The sequence below is a fragment of the Pseudomonas sp. SC3(2021) genome (assembly GCF_019856535.1).
Classification (GTDB): Bacteria; Pseudomonadota; Gammaproteobacteria; order Pseudomonadales; family Pseudomonadaceae; genus Aquipseudomonas; species Aquipseudomonas monsensis.
This window is the reverse complement of record NZ_CP082236.1, coordinates 2,169,864-2,186,913: the sequence shown is the minus strand read 5'-3', so window position 1 is coordinate 2,186,913 and position 17,050 is coordinate 2,169,864. Positions and strand designations below refer to the sequence as shown.

15 protein-coding genes are annotated in these 17,050 nt (G+C 58.9%); 7 read left to right on the top strand and 8 right to left on the bottom strand.

Annotation, left to right across the window (positions count from 1 at the left end):
* The first annotated feature begins 49 nt into the window (after positions 1-49).
* The 3 genes from dbpA to yccS all read left to right on the top strand — a co-directional run bounded on the left by dbpA (position 50) and on the right by yccS (position 5,130).
* Positions 50-1,387: an ATP-dependent RNA helicase DbpA gene (dbpA, locus tag K5Y35_RS09690; protein ID WP_230679399.1), complete on the top strand. Its 1,338-nt coding sequence runs from the start codon at positions 50-52 to the stop codon at positions 1,385-1,387.
* 157 nt (positions 1,388-1,544) lie between these two features.
* Entirely contained in the window at positions 1,545-2,723 is a 1,179-nt protein-coding gene (locus K5Y35_RS09685) for an NAD(P)/FAD-dependent oxidoreductase (protein ID WP_186748750.1), read from the top strand.
* A gap of 223 nt (positions 2,724-2,946) precedes the next feature.
* A complete protein-coding gene (gene yccS / locus K5Y35_RS09680; RefSeq protein ID WP_222834139.1) occupies positions 2,947-5,130 on the top strand; it encodes a YccS family putative transporter in 2,184 nt (727 codons plus the stop codon).
* Positions 5,131-5,272: 142 nt separating this feature from the next.
* Here the strand turns inward: yccS and K5Y35_RS09675 are convergent, their stop codons facing one another.
* Positions 5,273-6,010, bottom strand: a complete 738-nt coding sequence (locus K5Y35_RS09675) for a substrate-binding periplasmic protein (protein ID WP_128616480.1) — start codon at positions 6,008-6,010, stop codon at positions 5,273-5,275.
* 256 nt (positions 6,011-6,266) lie between these two features.
* Here K5Y35_RS09675 and K5Y35_RS09670 point away from each other — a divergent pair, with 256 nt between their 5' ends.
* Positions 6,267-6,719 carry a GNAT family N-acetyltransferase gene (locus tag K5Y35_RS09670; RefSeq protein WP_128616479.1) on the top strand — a complete coding sequence of 151 codons (453 nt, stop codon included), beginning with the start codon at positions 6,267-6,269 and terminating at the stop codon, positions 6,717-6,719.
* An 843-nt stretch (positions 6,720-7,562) separates the two neighbouring features.
* Here K5Y35_RS09670 and K5Y35_RS09665 read toward each other — a convergent pair.
* Genes K5Y35_RS09665 through K5Y35_RS09655 form a run of 3 tightly spaced genes read right to left on the bottom strand, consistent with a single transcriptional unit; the run spans position 7,563 to position 10,546 of the window.
* On the bottom strand, positions 7,563-7,859 hold the full coding sequence (locus K5Y35_RS09665) for a helix-turn-helix domain-containing protein (RefSeq protein WP_007913779.1): 297 nt from the start codon (positions 7,857-7,859) through the stop codon (positions 7,563-7,565).
* A gap of 24 nt (positions 7,860-7,883) precedes the next feature.
* A complete protein-coding gene (locus tag K5Y35_RS09660) occupies positions 7,884-8,378 on the bottom strand; it encodes a M48 family metallopeptidase (protein WP_123469453.1) in 495 nt (164 codons plus the stop codon).
* A gap of 44 nt (positions 8,379-8,422) precedes the next feature.
* Positions 8,423-10,546 carry a putative bifunctional diguanylate cyclase/phosphodiesterase gene (locus K5Y35_RS09655; protein ID WP_123469455.1) on the bottom strand — a complete coding sequence of 708 codons (2,124 nt, stop codon included), beginning with the start codon at positions 10,544-10,546 and terminating at the stop codon, positions 8,423-8,425.
* A 319-nt stretch (positions 10,547-10,865) separates the two neighbouring features.
* Here K5Y35_RS09655 and K5Y35_RS09650 point away from each other — a divergent pair, with 319 nt between their 5' ends.
* The 3 genes from K5Y35_RS09650 to K5Y35_RS28015 all read left to right on the top strand — a co-directional run bounded on the left by K5Y35_RS09650 (position 10,866) and on the right by K5Y35_RS28015 (position 13,834).
* Positions 10,866-11,534, top strand: a complete 669-nt coding sequence (locus tag K5Y35_RS09650) for a polysaccharide lyase family 7 protein (protein ID WP_123469457.1) — start codon at positions 10,866-10,868, stop codon at positions 11,532-11,534.
* 521 nt (positions 11,535-12,055) lie between these two features.
* Entirely contained in the window at positions 12,056-12,418 is a 363-nt protein-coding gene (locus tag K5Y35_RS09645; RefSeq protein WP_186748650.1) for a DUF6124 family protein, read from the top strand.
* Positions 12,419-13,021: 603 nt separating this feature from the next.
* Entirely contained in the window at positions 13,022-13,834 is an 813-nt protein-coding gene (locus K5Y35_RS28015; protein WP_315985727.1) for a hypothetical protein, read from the top strand.
* A gap of 63 nt (positions 13,835-13,897) precedes the next feature.
* Here K5Y35_RS28015 and fba read toward each other — a convergent pair whose 3' ends face one another.
* From fba to K5Y35_RS09615, 4 genes are all read right to left on the bottom strand, one after another.
* The gene (gene fba, locus K5Y35_RS09630) at positions 13,898-14,962 is read right to left on the bottom strand and encodes a class II fructose-bisphosphate aldolase (RefSeq protein ID WP_007913760.1); all 1,065 of its coding nucleotides are present in this window, start codon (positions 14,960-14,962) and stop codon (positions 13,898-13,900) included.
* A gap of 272 nt (positions 14,963-15,234) precedes the next feature.
* A complete protein-coding gene (locus tag K5Y35_RS09625) occupies positions 15,235-15,567 on the bottom strand; it encodes an MliC family protein (RefSeq protein WP_123469463.1) in 333 nt (110 codons plus the stop codon).
* Positions 15,568-15,624: 57 nt separating this feature from the next.
* Entirely contained in the window at positions 15,625-15,846 is a 222-nt protein-coding gene (locus K5Y35_RS09620; RefSeq protein ID WP_025109191.1) for a hypothetical protein, read from the bottom strand.
* A 34-nt stretch (positions 15,847-15,880) separates the two neighbouring features.
* The gene (locus K5Y35_RS09615) at positions 15,881-17,044 is read right to left on the bottom strand and encodes a phosphoglycerate kinase (protein ID WP_123469465.1); all 1,164 of its coding nucleotides are present in this window, start codon (positions 17,042-17,044) and stop codon (positions 15,881-15,883) included.
* Between the last annotated feature and the right edge of the window lie 6 nt (positions 17,045-17,050).

Sequence of the window (17,050 nt, the reverse complement as noted above, 5' to 3'; positions counted from 1 at the left end):
CGTGACCACCATCGCCACCGCTTTTAATACTCTGCCGCTGTCCGCCGCCATGCTGGCTAACCTCGAATCCCTCGGTTATGCCCAGATGACGCCGATCCAGGCGCAGAGCTTGCCGGTGATCCTCAAGGGGATGGACCTGATCGCCCAGGCCAAGACCGGCAGCGGCAAGACCGCCGCGTTCGGCATTGGCCTGCTCAACCCGATCAACCCGCGTTACTTCGGTTGCCAGGCACTGGTGATCTGCCCGACCCGTGAGCTGGCCGACCAGGTCGCCAAGGAAGTCCGACGTCTGGCCCGCGCCGAAGACAACATCAAGGTCCTGACCCTGTGCGGCGGCGTGTCGTTCGGCCCGCAGATCGCTTCGCTGGAGCACGGCGCGCACATCATCGTCGGCACCCCGGGGCGTATCCAGCAACACCTGCGCAAGGGTTCGCTGGTGCTCGACGGCCTGAACACGCTGATCCTCGACGAAGCCGACCGCATGCTCGACATGGGTTTCTACGACGCCATCGAAGACATCATCGAACAGACCCCGTCGCGCCGGCAGACCCTGCTGTTCTCCGCCACGTACCCGGTGGGCATCAAGCAACTGGCGTCGAAATTCATGCGTGATCCGCAAACGGTGAAAGCCGAAGCGTTCCACGACGACACGCAGATCGAACAGCGCTTCTACGAGATTTCTCCGGAAGAACGCATGAGCGCGGTGACCAAAGTCCTGCACCACTTCCGCCCGGCCTCCTGCGTGGCGTTCTGCTTCACCAAGCAGCAGGTGCAGGAAACCGTCGATCACCTGACCGCCAAAGGCATTTCCGCCGTCGGCCTGCATGGCGACCTGGAACAGCGTGATCGCGATCAGGTGCTGGCGATGTTCGCCAACCGCAGCACCTCGGTTCTGGTCGCCACCGACGTCGCCGCCCGTGGCCTGGACATCGACGCGCTGGACATGGTGATCAACGTCGAGCTGGCCCGCGACTCGGAAATCCACATTCACCGCGTTGGCCGTACCGGTCGCGCTGGCGAGAAAGGCATCGCGGTCAGCCTCGTTGCACCGTCCGAAGCCCATCGCGCGCAAGCCATCGAACAGCTGCAGAAAGCCCCGCTGAACTGGGATCAGGTGGACAACCTCAAGTCCCAGGGCGGCGCGCCATTGCAGCCACCGATGAGCACCCTGTGCATCGCCGGCGGCCGTAAAGACAAAGTGCGTCCGGGCGACATCCTCGGCGCGCTGACCGGCGACGCCGGCATCCCGGGCGCCCAGGTCGGCAAGATCGCGATCTTCGACTTCCAGTCGTATGTGGCGGTTGAGCGCACCGTGGTCATGCAGGCGCTGCAGCGTTTGAACAACGGCAAGATCAAGGGCCGTTCGCTGCGCGTGCGTGTTTTGTAAACGATCTTCCATCCGAGGAAGGTCCCTGTGGGAGCGGGCTTGCCCGCGATGACGGACTGACAGACAACATCCATGTTGAATGTGCAGGCCTCATCGCGGGCAAGCCCGCTCCCACATGGGCCGCCGGTGATTTTGAAATTTGTGTGAGGACACCGTTTTGCGCTCTACCGAAGTCGTGATCATTGGCGCTGGCGCCGCAGGGTTGATGTGTGCACTGACCGCCGCCGGGCGTGGGCGTGAAGTGTTGCTGCTCGATCATGCGAACAAGGCCGGCAAGAAAATCCTGATGTCCGGCGGTGGCCGCTGCAATTTCACCAACATGTACACCGAACCGGGCAATTTCCTCTCGCACAACCCGCATTTCTGCAAATCCGCACTGGCGCGTTACACCCAGTGGGATTTCATCGGCATGGTCGGCAAGCACGGTGTGCCGTACCACGAGAAAAAACTCGGCCAGCTGTTCTGCGATAACAAATCCAGCGACATCCTCGGCATGCTGCTCGACGAGTGCGATCAGGTCGGCGTCGAGCTGCACCTGGACACCTCGATCCAGACCATCGAGAAGGTCGAGAGCGGTTACCTGCTCGACACCACCCTCGGCCAGTTGCAGTGCCAGTCGCTGGTGATCGCCACCGGCGGACTGTCGATCCCGACACTGGGCGCCACCGGTTTCGGTTATCAGGTGGCCAAACAGTTCGGCCATGAACTGCTGCCGACCCGCGCCGGGCTGGTGCCGTTCACCATCACCGATCAGCTCAAGGAACTGTGCACCGAGCTGTCCGGCACATCGGTGGATTGCCTGGTCAGCTGCAACGACCAGAGCTTTCGCGAGAACATCCTGTTCACCCACCGTGGCCTCAGCGGCCCGGCGATTCTGCAGATCTCGTCGTTCTGGGAGCCGGGTGACACCGTGGAGATCAATCTGCTGCCGGACCACGACGCGGCCGCGTGGCTGCAACAGCAAGTGGCCGAACGCCCGAACAGCGAACTGAAAACCCTGCTCGGCGAGATCTTCACCAAGAAGATGGCCAACCTGCTGGCGGACAACTGGTTCGTCTCCAAACCGATGAAACAGTACACCCACGCCGAACTGGCGCAGATCGCCGACAAGCTGGGCAGCTGGAAAGTCGTGCCGGCCGGCACCGAAGGCTATCGCACGGCCGAGGTCACGCTGGGCGGCGTCGACACCCGCGAAGTGTCGTCCAAGACCATGGAATCACTGAAAAGCCCTGGCCTGTATTTCATCGGCGAAGTGCTCGACGTCACCGGCCACCTGGGCGGCTTCAACTTCCAGTGGGCCTGGGCCTCTGGCTACGCTGCCGCGCAGTACGCCTGATCCAAATACAAAACCCTGTGGGAGCGAGCTTGCTCGCGAATGCGGTCTTTCAGTCAACTTTGTGGTGACTGACACATCGCCTTCGCGAGCAAGCTCGCTCCCACAGTGGTTTGTGGTGTATGTAAAAGGAACACTTTTTGCTGTCAGATGTGCTCGGCGCCATTGCGTCGGCGTCATTACTGGCTCAATTTAGCGGCATCGCCTCGGAAGGCCTTCGCACTTCATGTCCTCGACCTCGTTTCGTCAGTCTTTGCGGCGCCTGTGGGCGCTGGATAAATTCAGCTACAGCGTGCGGGTGTTCATCGCCCTGACCGGCAGCATGGCGCTGTGTTGGTATCAGGATGAAATGGGCCTGCTGATCCCGTTGTTCCTGGGGATCATCGCCAGCGCCCTGGCCGAGACCGACGACAGTTGGCAGGGCCGCCTCAACGCCTTGGCGGTGACGCTGGTGTGTTTCAGCATCGCCGCGCTGTCGGTGGAATTGCTCTTCCCCTACCCCGTCGTATTTGCCATCGCCCTGGCCTTGGCCAGCTTCGGCCTGACCATGCTCGGCGCCCTCGGTGAGCGCTATGGCGCGATTGCTTCGGCGACGTTGATTCTGTCCGTATACACGATGATCGGCGTCGATCAGCGCGGCGGCGCGGTCACCGATTTCTGGCACGAACCGATGCTGCTGGTGGCCGGTGCCGCGTGGTACGGCTTGCTCTCGGTACTGTGGCAGGCGATGTTTTCCAACCAGCCGGTGCAGCAAAGTCTGGCGCGGCTGTTCCGCGAACTGGGCTTTTACCTGAAGCTGAAATCATCGCTGTTCGAGCCAATCCGGCAGATGGACGTCGAAGCCCGGCGCCTGGAACTGGCACAGCAAAACGGTCGCGTCGTGGCAGCACTGAACAGCGCCAAGGAAATCATCCTGCACCGGGTCGGCAATGGTCGTCCGGGTTCGAAAGTCAGCCGCTACCTCAAGCTGTACTTCCTCGCCCAGGACATCCACGAACGCGCCAGTTCTTCGCACTATCCGTACAACGCGCTGGCCGAAGCGTTCTTCCACAGCGACGTGCTGTTCCGCTGCCAGCGCCTGCTGCGCCAGCAGGGCAAAGCCTGCCGGGCCCTGGCCGAGTCGATCCAGATGCGCCAGCCGTTCATCTACGATGCCAGCTTCGCCGAAGCCCTGAGCGACCTCGACGCCTCCCTTGAACACCTGCGTATCCAGAGCAACCCGGCGTGGCGCGGCCTGCTGCGTTCGCTGCGCGCACTGGCGGCCAACCTCGGCACCCTCGACCGTTTGCTCAGCGATGCGAGCAACCCGGATGCCCTGGCCGATGCGACTGACAGCAGCCTGCTCGACCGCTCGCCACGCAACCTCAGGGACGTGTGGGTGCGCTTGCGCACGCAACTGACACCGACCTCTTTGCTGTTCCGCCACGCCCTGCGCCTGCCACTGGCGTTGAGTATCGGCTACGGCATGGTGCACCTGATTCACCCGTCGCAAGGCTACTGGATCATCCTCACCACGCTGTTCGTCTGCCAACCGAACTACGGCGCGACGCGACGCAAACTCGGGCAGCGGATTCTCGGCACCGCCATCGGCCTGACCGTGGCGTGGGCACTGTTCGATCTGTTCCCCAGCCCGCTGGTGCAGTCGTGCTTCGCGATTGCCGCCGGGGTGGTGTTCTTTATCAACCGCACCACCCGCTACACCCTGGCGACCGCCGCAATCACCATCATGGTGCTGTTCTGCTTCAACCAGGTTGGCGACGGCTACGGGCTGTTCCTGCCGAGGCTGTTCGATACCTTGCTCGGCAGCCTGATCGCCGGCCTGACGGTGTTCCTGTTCCTCCCGGACTGGCAGGGTCGACGCCTGAACAAGGTGCTGGCCAACACCCTGACCTGCAACAGCATCTATCTGCGCCAGATCATGCAGCAATACGCCGCCGGCAAAAGCGACGACCTCGCCTATCGCCTGGCCCGACGCAACGCGCACAACGCCGACGCGGCACTCTCGACCACGCTGGCAAACATGCTGATGGAGCCGGGGCATTTCCGCAAGGAAGCAGACGTTGGCTTCCGTTTTCTGGTGCTGTCGCACACCTTGCTCAGTTATTTGTCAGGGCTGGGTGCGCATCGCGAGACTCAGCTACCGGCGGAAGTGCGTGAACACCTGATCGACGGCGCCGGGGTGAAGCTGGCCGCCAGCATTGATGAAATCGCCCAGGGATTGGCGAACAAGCAACCAGTGGCGATTCAAAGCGATGAAGAAGAAGCGCTGGCCAATGAGCTGGAGCAGATGCCGGACGAGATTGATGAAGGACAGCGACTGGTGCAGACGCAACTGGCGCTGATCTGCCGGCAGCTGGGGCCGTTACGGACGTTGGCGGCGCACCTGATCAAGGACACCAGTGAGGTTTGAGGTGGCCGGGCGGACCCTTTCGCGAGCAAGCTCGCTCCCACAAGGTTAATTGGTGAACCACCGTTTTGTGGTCAACCTTAACCACTGTGGGAGCGAGCTTGCTCGCGAAGGCGTCAGCACAGGCACCACGATTCCTGGATTCTCACATCCCATGCTGCCTCAACAACTTGTCATAACTGCCATCCGCCTTCATCGCCGCAATCGCCTTATCAAACCCGGCCACAATCTGCTCATGCTGCGGATTCTTCAGGCTCACCAGAATATGCAGGCTGTTCTCGCTCAACGGCTTGGGCAGAAACTCCAAGGCGTTGCGCACTTTCGGTGATTCGCGGGCCAGGTAATAGCGCGCGACGTACTCGTCTTCCAGCGTCAGTTTGACCCGATCCGCCGCGAGCATGCGCACGGCCATGGCGAAGTTATGCACAGGGACTTTCTGCAGCGCCGTGTCGGCGTCGAACGGCGCCGAATAGGCGTAACCACGCACCACCGCAATCGGATACGTGTGCAGTTGCTGCAGATTGTTGTAGTCGAGCGGCGTGTCTTTGCGTTTGAGAAAGCGGATACGGTTGAGCAGATACTCACCGGAGAACTGGCCGAGTTTGGTGCGCTCGTCGTTGTACCAGGCGTTGACCAGCACGTCATAACGCCCTTCGCCCACGCCCAGCAGCGCCCGTGCCCACGGCACTTGTTCATAGTCGCTGGCATAACCGGCCCGGGCCAGCGCGGTGCTGACAATGTCGGTGGCCAGACCGCCGTTGACCAGCGTGTCATCCGTAAAGGGTGGCCAGATATCAAACACCAGCCGCAGCTTTTCCGCTGCAGCGCTCTGGCCCAGCAAGAGCAATCCGACCAGAGCAACGGCTCGATGCAGTCGCGGCATGCTTGAAAATCCTTAGCGGGCGGGCTGCCCGACGTGTTTTTCAGTCAAAACCCCAAGGCCCCGTACCGGCGAAACCCAGGCCCTAACATTAGCTCATTGAAGCCAGTGCACAGCGCTCACCAGCAGATTACACAAAGAAGACAAGGCTGCGAGAAAGGAATGATGGCATTTTGACCTTTGTCACAGACTCTTACGCCATACAGACATCTTTGGCGCGTGCGCTTAGTATCGGGCGACACGTTCAAGGAATCGGCAAATGACTATCGAGTGGATCTGCAAACATCACAGCGACCTGGGTAAAGAGCAGCTGTACGCGCTTCTGAAATTGCGCTCGGAAGTGTTCGTGGTCGAACAGAAATGTGCGTATCCGGATCTCGATGGTCAGGATCTGGAGGGCGACACCTACCATTTGATGGGTTGGGACAATGATCAGTTGGTGGCGTACCTGCGCCTGCTGGACCCGGAATCCCAGGGCGGTGACGTGGTGATCGGCCGCGTGGTCACGGCGCCGCAGGGGCGCGGCAAAGGGCTCGGCCACGAAATGATGGAACAGGCGCTGAAACAGGCCGAGAAGCATTGGCCACAGGTGCCGATCTACCTGTCGGCACAGGCACATTTGCAGGGGTATTACGGCAAGTACGGCTTTGTGGTGGCGGGTGAGGAGTATCTGGAGGATGACATTCCGCATATCGGGATGCGTCGTTCCTGAACAGCCCTCACCCTAGCCCTCTCCCAGAGGGAGAGGGGACTGACCTTATTGTCTTGCGTCAGACATCGACCTGAAAAAACGCGTCGATTATGGATTCACAGCGACAATTTCAGGTCGGCGTACCTCTCCAATATCCCCCAACCGGTCCCCTCTCCCTCCGGGAGAGGGGACTGACCTTATTGTCTTGCGTCAGACATCGACCTGAAAAACCGCGTCGATTATGGATTCACAGCGACAATTTCAGATCGGCGTACCTCTCCAATATCCCCCAATCAATCCCCTCTCCCTCCGGGAGAGGGGACTGACCTTATTGTCTTGCGTCAGACATCGACCTGAAAAACCACGTCGATGATGGATTCACAGGCGACAACTTCAGGTCGGCGTACCTCTCCAATATCCCCCAATCAATCCCCTCTCCCTCCGGGAGAGGGGACTGACCTTATTGTCTTGCGTCAGACATCGACCTGAAAAACCGCGTCGATTATGGATTCACAGCGACAATTTCAGGTCGGCGTACCTCTCCAATATCCCCCAATCGGTCCCCTCTCCCTCCGGGAGAGGGGACTGACCTTATTGTCTTGCGTCAGACATCGACCTGAAAAACCGCGTCGATTATGGATTCACAGCGACAATTTCAGGTCGGCGTACCTCTCCAATATCCCCTAATCGGTCCCCTCTCCCTCCGGGAGAGGGGACTGACCTTATTGTCTTGCGTCAGACATCGACCTGAAAAACCGCGTCGATTATGGATTCACAGCGACAATTTCAGGTCGGCGTACCTCTCCAATATCCCCCAATCGGTCCCCTCTCCCTCCGGGAGAGGGCTAGGGTGAGGGGCTTTTTTCAGGGATACTCCAGAACAGCCTTGATCTGCCGCAAATTACGCTCGATCCACCCGCGATCAATCGCCCCCCACTCACGAATCCGATAGCGCCCGGCGTGATTACGCGCGCCCTCTTCCTGCTCGAATTCACAGACGATATCCAGATCCGCCAGCGCGGCAATCGTGTCCTGCGCCGTGCGCCGGGGCATGCCAGTCACTTCGGTCAGTGTCGGCACACTCGGCGCCAGACCGCTGTCGATCAGGTACGCCACGTACAAGCGGCGGTAGAAACTGCTTTTGGTCTTGCTGACGTCCATCCACACCTTCCTGGTTGCGTACTGTTAAGCCTGCATATCCCGCCACGTCAGATACACCCGCAGATCGAACTCGACCTGGTGATACCCCGGCAGCATGTGCTCGCACAATTTATAGAACGCCTTGTTGTGATCCGATTCCTTGAAGTGCGCCAGTTCGTGCACCACGATCATTTTCAGGAAGTCCGGCGCGGCGTCCTTGAACAACGAGGCGATACGGATCTCTTTCTTCGCCTTGAGCTTGCCACCCTGCACCCGCGACACCGTGGTGTGCAGGCCGAGGGCGCGGTGAGTCAGGTCGAGGCGGTTATCGAACAGCACCTTGTCGATAGCGGGCGCGTTGCGCAGGTATTCCTGCTTCAGGTCCAGCGCGTAGCTGTACAACGCTTTGTCGCTCTGCACATCGTGGCGCCCCGGATAGCGTTGGCTCAGGTAATCGCCCAGACGCCCTTCGGCAATCAGTTGGCGCACCTGGTCCTGCAATGGCGCGGGATAGGCCTGGAGGTACTTCAACACAGTCATGACGGGCGACACGGTTCGCAAAAAGGTGCGCCAGTGTAGCGAATTCAACCGGGCAGCGCGCTCCAGTCGAAGGGCTCGGCGAAACTGGCGGCGTCTTCGGCGATCAATGGCCGTGCCACAAGAAAACCCTGCACGTATTCACAGCCATGAGCTTGCAGCCATTGGTACTGCTCAATGGTTTCGACCCCCTCGGCGATCACCAGCAAACCGTACTGTTTGCACAGATTGATCACCGTACTGACCAGCGACGCATCGCGCTGGGAGTCCGGCAAGCGCGCAATCAGATGGCGGTCGAGCTTGAGCGTATCCAGTTCCAGATCACGCAGATGCGCCAGCGAACAGGGTCCGGAGCCGAAGTCATCGAGTGCCACACGCACCCCGAGATTACGCAGCAGGCGCAGTTGCTTGCGGGTTTCATCGGGGTTTTGCATCAAGGCTTCTTCGGTCACCTCGACCTCCAGCTGCCGCGGCTGCAAGGCATGTCGCTCCATGACCTGACGCAATTCGGTGACCAGATTCGGCAGGCTGAACTGGGTGTTGCTCAAACTCACCCCCAGGACCAGATCTTCGGCGAACAGGGTTTCCCAGGCTTTGCGCTGGCCGGCGCCACGATGATAAATCCAGCTGCCGAGGCGGCTGATCAGCCGCGCCTCCTCCAGCAACGGCAGGAACAGGCCCGGTGGCACATCGCCGACGCTCGGGTGCTGCCAGCGCAATAGCGCCTCGAAGCCACGAATCTGCCCGGTGTCGATCGCCACTTGCGGCTGATAGACCAGATTGAAGTCGCGGTTCTCAATGGCGCTGCGCACGCTTTCTTCGAGCATCAGTCGTGAGCGGGCCCGGCCGTTCATTTCGTGATCGTAAAAACGATATTGCTGACGCCCGGCGCGCTTGGCTTCGTACATGGCTATGTCGGAGGCACGCAGCAAGCCATCCAGATTCGATCCGCAATCGGGATAAGTGGCGATGCCGATACTGGCGCCGAGGGCGATGTCCAGCCCTTCGATTTGCTGACAGATCGACACACGCTCGATGAGCTTCTCGGCAATCTTCGCCGCCTGCTCGGGAAACTCCAGATCCAGCAGCGCCGTGAACTCGTCGCCGCCCATGCGCGCAAGAATATCGAACGGGCGCAAACACGCCTTCAATTGCTCGGACACCCAGCGCAGTACGCGGTCACCGGCATCATGCCCGAGCGAGTCATTGACGCGTTTGAAACCGTCGAGGTCCAGGTACAGCAACACCCAACTGCTGTCATTACGTTCGCCACGCAACAACAGGTTTTCCACCGTCTGATAAAAACCGCGACGATTGAGCAACCCGGTCAATGGATCGGTGACGGCCTGAAATTCCAGCTGCTGATGCAGATGACGCACCACCGACATATCCAGCACCGTGACCACCATCGCCTGCTGCTCGGCGGGTAACGGCGCACAGGACAGCGCCACCGGCACCTGCTGGCCCGGAGCAGTACGCAGCAAAGCGTCATGCAGGCGCAGGGTTTCGCCGCGTTTGTAGCTGCCCTTGAATTCAGAATCGGCCCACAACGGAATGTGCGGTTTCTGCAAGTAATCGAGAAATTCCTTACCCTCCAGCTCCTTCACCGGCGCGTTGAGCAACCGTGAAATCGCCGGGTTGGCGAAGCGGATCAAGCCATCCTCGCCGAGCACCAGAATGCCTTCGGCCGCGTTGTCCAGCACCGACGCATTGAAGGCCCTGGCCACTTCCAGATCATGGGACAAACGCTGCAAGGCCCGGCGATTGCGCTGGTGTTCCAGCAACGCCTGCACTTTCGGCTTGAGGATCTGCGGGTCGAAGGGTTTGAACAGGTAATCCACCGCACCACTGGCATAGCCCTTGATCACGGCGTCCTGGGATTGTTCATTGGCGGTCAGGAAAATAATCGGCGTGAGGCGCGTGCGCTGGCTGCCGCGCATCAATCGCGCCACTTCAAAGCCGTCCATGCCCGGCATCTGCACGTCCAGCAGCACCAGATCGACATCGTGAGTGAGCAGCAGATTGAGCGCTTCGAAACCCGAGGCTGCGGTGATGACGTGCCAATCCTGACGTTGCAGCAACGCGCGCATGCTGATCAGGTTTTCAGGGTAATCATCAACGATCAAAAGGACAGAGCTGCCTTCACCTGGCGGGGGTTGCGCGCATTCCATGCTGCTTCTCTTGTCGGGACTTCAGGGCGATTCCGGTAAAACCGTACACACATCGAGCCTTCACTCTAGTCGTGGATCCGAAAAAGCAGAAGCTGTCATCAAGCCATCATTTAACCAAAGCGTGAGTTTGCCGACTAACGGTCACCGCTGAAGCCCCCGGAAACCGGCAGAGATGGCATTTCGACAGGATGTTGACGTCAATCATCCGCCAAGCGGGCATTAACAAAAAATCTCTCTACGCTTATAAAGGCCGCCCCAAAAGGCGCGAGCTAGAGCTTCTGGCACCCGCGTACAGGATGAACCGAGTGGAAGAACCGACATGATCGATCTCGCAACCTGGAACCTCAGCGTTCCCGTTGGCAGCCCGCCATACACCGTCGAAACCTCCAAACTGGTGAACGGCTTCAAAGATCAATACTTCCATTCCGACACCGGCACCTTGTTTTTCTGGTCACCGGTCACCGGGTCAAAAACCGAAAACGCCATCTACCCGCGCACCGAACTGCGCGAAACCTTCAGCAACGGCACCTTGCGCAACTGGTACTACCCCGACGCCGACAACCTGCTGCGCGCCACCCTCGCGGTGAACAAGGTCCCCAGTTCCGGCAAGATCGTCATTGGCCAGATCCACGCCTACGAAAGCCAGAAGCCGATGGTCAAACTCGAATACCAGTACAAGACCAAAACCGCGACCGGCAACCTGGTGATCAAGGTGCGCATGCACCCCGATGACGACGAAAGCCGCGTTATCACCCTCGCCACCGGGATCAAACTGAACAACGAATTCAACTACCTCATCCACTTGAGCCCCGGCGGCGCACTGGGTGTGAGTGCGGCGGGTTACCAGTGGGATTCACAAATCAGCGCCACGTGGCGCAACAAGCCGCTGTACTTCAAGGCCGGCGTGTATGTGCAGGACAACACGGGCTACACCAGCGAAGGTGGCCAGGTGACCTTCTCCAAACTGGATATCGACCACGACAAATAACAACATGACTAGCACTGCCCCCCCGATGCTCGGGGTCTGGTAAAAACCTGTGGCGAGGGGATTTATCCCCGTTGGGTCGCGCAGCGGCCCCCGCCCTGCACTGAAAGCTGGGGCCTGCTGCGCAGTCCATCGGGGATAAATCCCCTCGCCACAAGGCCCTCGCCTACGCCACTTAAACACCTTTGTTTAAAGGCTCATGCGGTTACTTCCGGATGCCTACAACAGCTTGCGTCGATGCCTACGGGTACGCCAGAATCCGCCGGCTTGTGCGCCTGGCGGGCCGTCGGTAACTTGATTCGCGTCACTGATTTCCAGTGATCGGGTTTAGTAGCCCGTGGTGTTTTCAGTAATGTGCAAAGCGCATCCGTCGGTGATTGCTGTCCGACTTGATGGTGGCTGTGTGCAGGGCGCTTCGGCGCGCCGGTAAATGCTGAATACTCCCCGGTCTACTAACCTGCGCACAGCTGCCACCCTTCTTTTAGTAGAGAAGGCGAAGCGGCTCTAACAGGAGTTTTCAGCTTATGACTAAATCAACGCCTCACCCGCCGGTCACCGACCCGGCCTCCCCTTACGAATCCCTCGACTCAAAAAAACTCAGCGACGCCGCCGAACGCGCCCTTGACCATTACCTCAACCCCGCCGCCCTCATCATGGCGAGCACGCATAAACCCGACCCCATGTACCTCGCCAACCCGAAGTACAACACCGAATCCCTGCTGGCCAACGCCAGCGAAACCCTGGGCTCCGCCAGCGAAATGCTCAACAACTTCGCCGCAACGCTCGATACCTCGCACCGCAAGACTGCACTGGGCATTGCACAAGTGGTCATGCTGGGGGAACTGGCGGTGAATCAGGCACTCGATCATGTGGAGTTGGAGCACTAGCCCTCCACGAAGAAACCCGCCACAAGGCGGGTTTCTTCAGGGAAAATCCAATAAAAAAGTGGGACGCCCATAAGCGCTGTTCAATTTACTCAATAAGACTGCCTGCCGAGGCGCTCCAACCTCCACTACACCCACAAGTGCAACTATTTCCAGGTGCATGGAGCCATTTGTTGAATTGCTCATCCAACACTGGCGCTGTCATTGGGACTTTTCCCATATTTGGATTCTGATTAGGTGCGTACTGTTCACCCTGCGCGTTCTGCAGGAACCCATCTTGCGGATCAAACACATACTTTTCCATCTCGAAACCCTCTCGTGAATGAGTTCATATAATCACGTAGCTTTTCAGCATTGACCACTGTCAGAAGTAACAGGTGTAACAAATAAAATTCGAATAACCCGCCTCAGTCTTAGTACATATTAAAAAACTTAAATTTTCGCTCATGAGTCAGTCCTCCATTACCAAGTTAAACCCCAAGCCTGTGCGCAAACAATAAAAACGACCACTGTCAAACCTGACAGGTATCAATATCGAATTCGAATTAGCCACCGCACGATCCGACCTATGGAATATAGAGTTCAACTTCCGCGTTTGGACCGCTGATGAAAGGCTTGGCAGGCCGCATGACGCGCTATCGCAATAAGCGCGAAGGACGCTCGGGCATCCTGTGGGAAAGTCACACGCCACCTTCCGAATTGCAGTTGATAGGAGGGACGCCTCAACGCGGGCATTTGACGGGCAGTTCGCGTTTCACAGACGACATTGAGAACATCACGGGATGCGGATTTCTCAGCACTCTAGAAGGCGACCTGCGAAATAGTGCGCACGCTTACGCAAAATCGAAGATGACAATAATAAATCTGTGCTTTTTTTGGCCCACACCTTATACCGACTTTATTAATCCCCCGATCAAAGCATTGCGAATTGATATAAGAAACTGTCACTTCTATCAGGTTACAAAAAAACGCCATCAACTTAACCTCATCAACGTGATACGAAAAAAAATCCACTTCGGACTGACGTGTAGCCCGAACCTTAAATATCGCGAACGAATGGTGAACATAATGCCTACTTACCAAGGTACAGTCTCTGATACAGGTGAAAGCAATTGCGCCACGCTTACATTTGACGAACCAAGCCAACAAAATGGACAGTTAAATAACGGCAAAATGCAATATTACGGGCTTAACTTTACCGTCACTGGAAGCTATACCGCGAAGAACTCAAGGTCCTTTAATCTTCAAGCCAAAGCAAAGGCCTCAGATGGAGATGAATATGGACATGGCGACAGCTCACTCACCATCAGCTTGAAATCGGCCGACGCCAACGACAATAAGTTGAGCGGTACTGTCAAGGTTGTATCAGGCGGGCCGAATGTGGGTAAAACCTACAATATGAACTTCACAAAAGGGTAACAACAGCGCACAAAAAACCCGCCTCACGGCGGGTTTTTTTATAACACAGGAGAAACCAAAGGCTTAGTTGACCTTGGCGTTCAACTCACCCTTCAGATAACGCTGGTACATCGCTTCCAGCGAGATCGGTTTGATCTTCGAAGCATTACCGGCAGTGCCGAACGCTTCATAACGAGCGATACACACGTCACGCATTGCGGTCACGGTGGCGCCGAAGAACTTACGTGGGTCGAATTCGCTCGGGTTGGTGGCCATCAGGCGACGCATCGCACCGGTGGACGCCAGGCGCAGGTCGGTGTCGATGTTGACCTTGCGCACGCCGTACTTGATGCCTTCGACGATTTCTTCAACCGGTACGCCGTAGGTTTCTTTGATGTCGCCGCCGTACTGGTTGATGATCGCCAGCCACTCTTGTGGCACCGACGAGGAACCGTGCATCACCAGGTGGGTGTTCGGGATGCGCTTGTGGATTTCCTTGATGCGGTCGATCGCCAGCACGTCGCCGGTAGGTGGCTTGGTGAACTTGTAGGCGCCGTGGCTGGTGCCGATGGCGATGGCCAGGGCATCGACCTGAGTGCGTTTTACGAAATCAGCGGCTTCTTCCGGATCGGTCAGCATTTGGCTGTGATCCAGAACACCTTCGGCGCCGATGCCGTCTTCTTCACCGGCCATGCCGGTTTCCAGCGAACCCAGGCAGCCCAGCTCGCCTTCTACCGAAACGCCGCAGGCGTGAGCCATGGCCACGGTTTGTTGGGTAACGCGGACGTTGTAGTCGTAATCGGTCGGGGTCTTGCCGTCTTCGCCCAGCGAGCCGTCCATCATCACCGAGCTGAAGCCCAGCTGGATCGAGCGCTGGCAGACGTCAGGGCTGGTGCCGTGGTCCTGGTGCATGCACACCGGGATATGCGGGAATTCTTCGATCGCGGCCAGGATCAGGTGACGCAGGAACGGTGCACCAGCGTATTTGCGGGCGCCGGCCGAAGCCTGGACGATCACCGGGGAGTCAGTCTTGTCAGCGGCTTCCATGATGGCGCGCATCTGCTCAAGGTTGTTGACGTTGAAGGCTGGAACGCCGTAGCCGAACTCGGCTGCGTGGTCCAACATCTGGCGCATGCTGATAAGTGCCATTGTGTGTCTCTCTCCCGGTTGAGGGTCGTTAATCGTGCCAGCCTGCCGGAGCGGCGGCGGCTATTCAAGTGATTGCAGATCGGGGGTCGAGGCCCGGTCCGGTGATTCGGTGTTACCTAAATCTTCTGAACGACACAGAACACCTGTGGGAGCGAGCTTGCTCGCGAATGCGACTTGGCATTCAACATTGATGCAAGCTGATCCACCGCTTTCGCGAGCAAGCTCGCTCCCACAGTTGGATCGGTTTCCACATTGGATCTGTGGTGTGTCAATTACTGCGCCTTGCAGCCGCGGCCGATCAGGTCATTGGTGGCGACCCAGTACACCAGGCCTTCGTCACCCTTGAGGTGAAACGCCAGCATGCCGTCGCTGTACAGCGTACCCGAGGCGCCCGGCTCTTCTTTCAGGCGATAGACCTGATCACCGCCGCCGAGTCGAACGTCGACTTCCTTCTGGCCGGCATCGGCGTAGCGCCACAGCACTTTGGCCTGGCTGTCGCAGGTCCAGGTGGTCCAGTTATCCGCCGGGGCGGAGGGCTGGAACAGGTTCATCTGCGCGCAACCGCCCAACAATGCCAACGCCGCAATGGCGATCAAGCCTTTCATCCGTGTTCCTCGACTGAAGGCGCACGCCGTCAGCCCTGAGTTATAGAGTCAGACCGGTCAAGGACAACCATGTTCCTTGGCCGGGGTTTGCGTCTCGTATTTGTCCAGACCGTCCGGCCCCGAGCGCTTGTTCAGCACCGGGTTGGTTTCGGCCTGCCAGTCGGCCTGATAGCAGCCTTTCTGCGCCGCACCCGGCGCAGGCGTCGCCTCGGCCTTCGGGTTACTCCCGCAGGCCGCCAGCGTACCGGTCAGCAACAACAGCGCTAACGACTTGACCATGAAAACACTCCTTTGCCTGGCCAAACGGGCGGCCTCAGGCCTTGGCCCGGCTTTCCAGGACTTCAACGGCCGGCAGCACCTTGCCTTCGACGAATTCGAGGAACGCGCCACCCCCGGTGGAAATGTAGGAGATTTGCTCAGCCACGCCATATTTATCAATCGCCGCCAGAGTGTCGCCACCGCCCGCGATGGAGAATGCCGAGCTTTCAGCGATGGCCTGGGCCAGCACTTTGGTGCCGTTGCCGAACTGGTCGAATTCGAACACGCCGACCGGGCCGTTCCACAGGATGGTTTTCGACGACTTCAGCAGTTCGGCGAAGTTGGCTGCGGTTTGCGGGCCGATGTCCAGGATCATGTCGTCAGCCGCGACGTCAGCGATCAGCTTCACGGTCGCTTCGGCGCTTTCCGCGAATTCTTTGGCAACGACTACGTCAACCGGCAGTGGCACGCTGACCTTGGCAGCGATGGCGCGCGCGGTGTCGAGCAGATCCGGTTCGTACAGCGACTTGCCGACCGGGTGACCGGCCGCTGCGAGGAAAGTGTTGGCGATGCCGCCGCCAACGATCAGTTGATCGCAGATCTGGCTCAGGCTGTTGAGTACGTCGAGTTTGGTCGAGACCTTGGAGCCGGCAACGATGGCCGCCATCGGCTTGGCCGGTGCGCCCAGCGCCTTGCCCAGTGCGTCCAGTTCAGCGGCCAGCAGCGGGCCGGCAGCGGCCACCTTGGCGAACTTGGCCACGCCGTGGGTCGAACCTTCGGCGCGGTGTGCGGTGCCGAAGGCATCCATCACGAACACGTCGCACAGGGCGGCGTATTGCTGGGCCAGGTCGTCGGCGTTCTTTTTCTCGCCCTTGTTGAAGCGCACGTTTTCGAACAGCACGATGTCGCCGGCCTTGACGTCAACACCGCCCAGGTAATCGGCCACCAGCGGCACTTCACGGCCCAAGGCCTTGCTCAGGTAGTCAGCGACTGGCTTGAGGCTGTTCTCGGCGGAGAACTCGCCTTCGGTCGGACGGCCCAGGTGCGAGCAGACCATCACGGCCGCACCTTTTTCCAGGGCCAGCTTGATGGTCGGCAGCGAAGCCAGGATACGCGCATCGCTGGTGACAACACCGTCCTTGACTGGGACGTTGAGGTCTTCGCGGATCAATACGCGCTTACCTTGCAGATCGAGGTCGGACATCTTCAACACGGTCATGGGTCG

Excerpts from the sequence above, each read along its gene's own strand:
- dbpA (WP_230679399.1), top strand. The coding sequence starts at position 50 with ATGCTGGCTAACCTCGAATCCCTCGGTTATGCCCAGATGACGCCGATC.
- yccS (WP_222834139.1), top strand. The coding sequence starts at position 2,947 with ATGTCCTCGACCTCGTTTCGTCAGTCTTTGCGGCGCCTGTGGGCGCTG.
- K5Y35_RS09675 (WP_128616480.1), bottom strand. The coding sequence starts at position 6,010 with ATGCCGCGACTGCATCGAGCCGTTGCTCTGGTCGGATTGCTCTTGCTG.
- K5Y35_RS09670 (WP_128616479.1), top strand. The coding sequence starts at position 6,267 with ATGACTATCGAGTGGATCTGCAAACATCACAGCGACCTGGGTAAAGAG.
- K5Y35_RS09665 (WP_007913779.1), bottom strand. The coding sequence starts at position 7,859 with ATGGACGTCAGCAAGACCAAAAGCAGTTTCTACCGCCGCTTGTACGTG.
- K5Y35_RS09660 (WP_123469453.1), bottom strand. The coding sequence starts at position 8,378 with ATGACTGTGTTGAAGTACCTCCAGGCCTATCCCGCGCCATTGCAGGAC.
- K5Y35_RS09655 (WP_123469455.1), bottom strand. The coding sequence starts at position 10,546 with ATGGAATGCGCGCAACCCCCGCCAGGTGAAGGCAGCTCTGTCCTTTTG.
- K5Y35_RS09650 (WP_123469457.1), top strand. The coding sequence starts at position 10,866 with ATGATCGATCTCGCAACCTGGAACCTCAGCGTTCCCGTTGGCAGCCCG.
- K5Y35_RS09645 (WP_186748650.1), top strand. The coding sequence starts at position 12,056 with ATGACTAAATCAACGCCTCACCCGCCGGTCACCGACCCGGCCTCCCCT.
- K5Y35_RS28015 (WP_315985727.1), top strand. The coding sequence starts at position 13,022 with ATGAAAGGCTTGGCAGGCCGCATGACGCGCTATCGCAATAAGCGCGAA.
- fba (WP_007913760.1), bottom strand. The coding sequence starts at position 14,962 with ATGGCACTTATCAGCATGCGCCAGATGTTGGACCACGCAGCCGAGTTC.
- K5Y35_RS09625 (WP_123469463.1), bottom strand. The coding sequence starts at position 15,567 with ATGAAAGGCTTGATCGCCATTGCGGCGTTGGCATTGTTGGGCGGTTGC.
- K5Y35_RS09620 (WP_025109191.1), bottom strand. The coding sequence starts at position 15,846 with ATGGTCAAGTCGTTAGCGCTGTTGTTGCTGACCGGTACGCTGGCGGCC.
- K5Y35_RS09615 (WP_123469465.1), bottom strand. The coding sequence starts at position 17,044 with ATGACCGTGTTGAAGATGTCCGACCTCGATCTGCAAGGTAAGCGCGTA.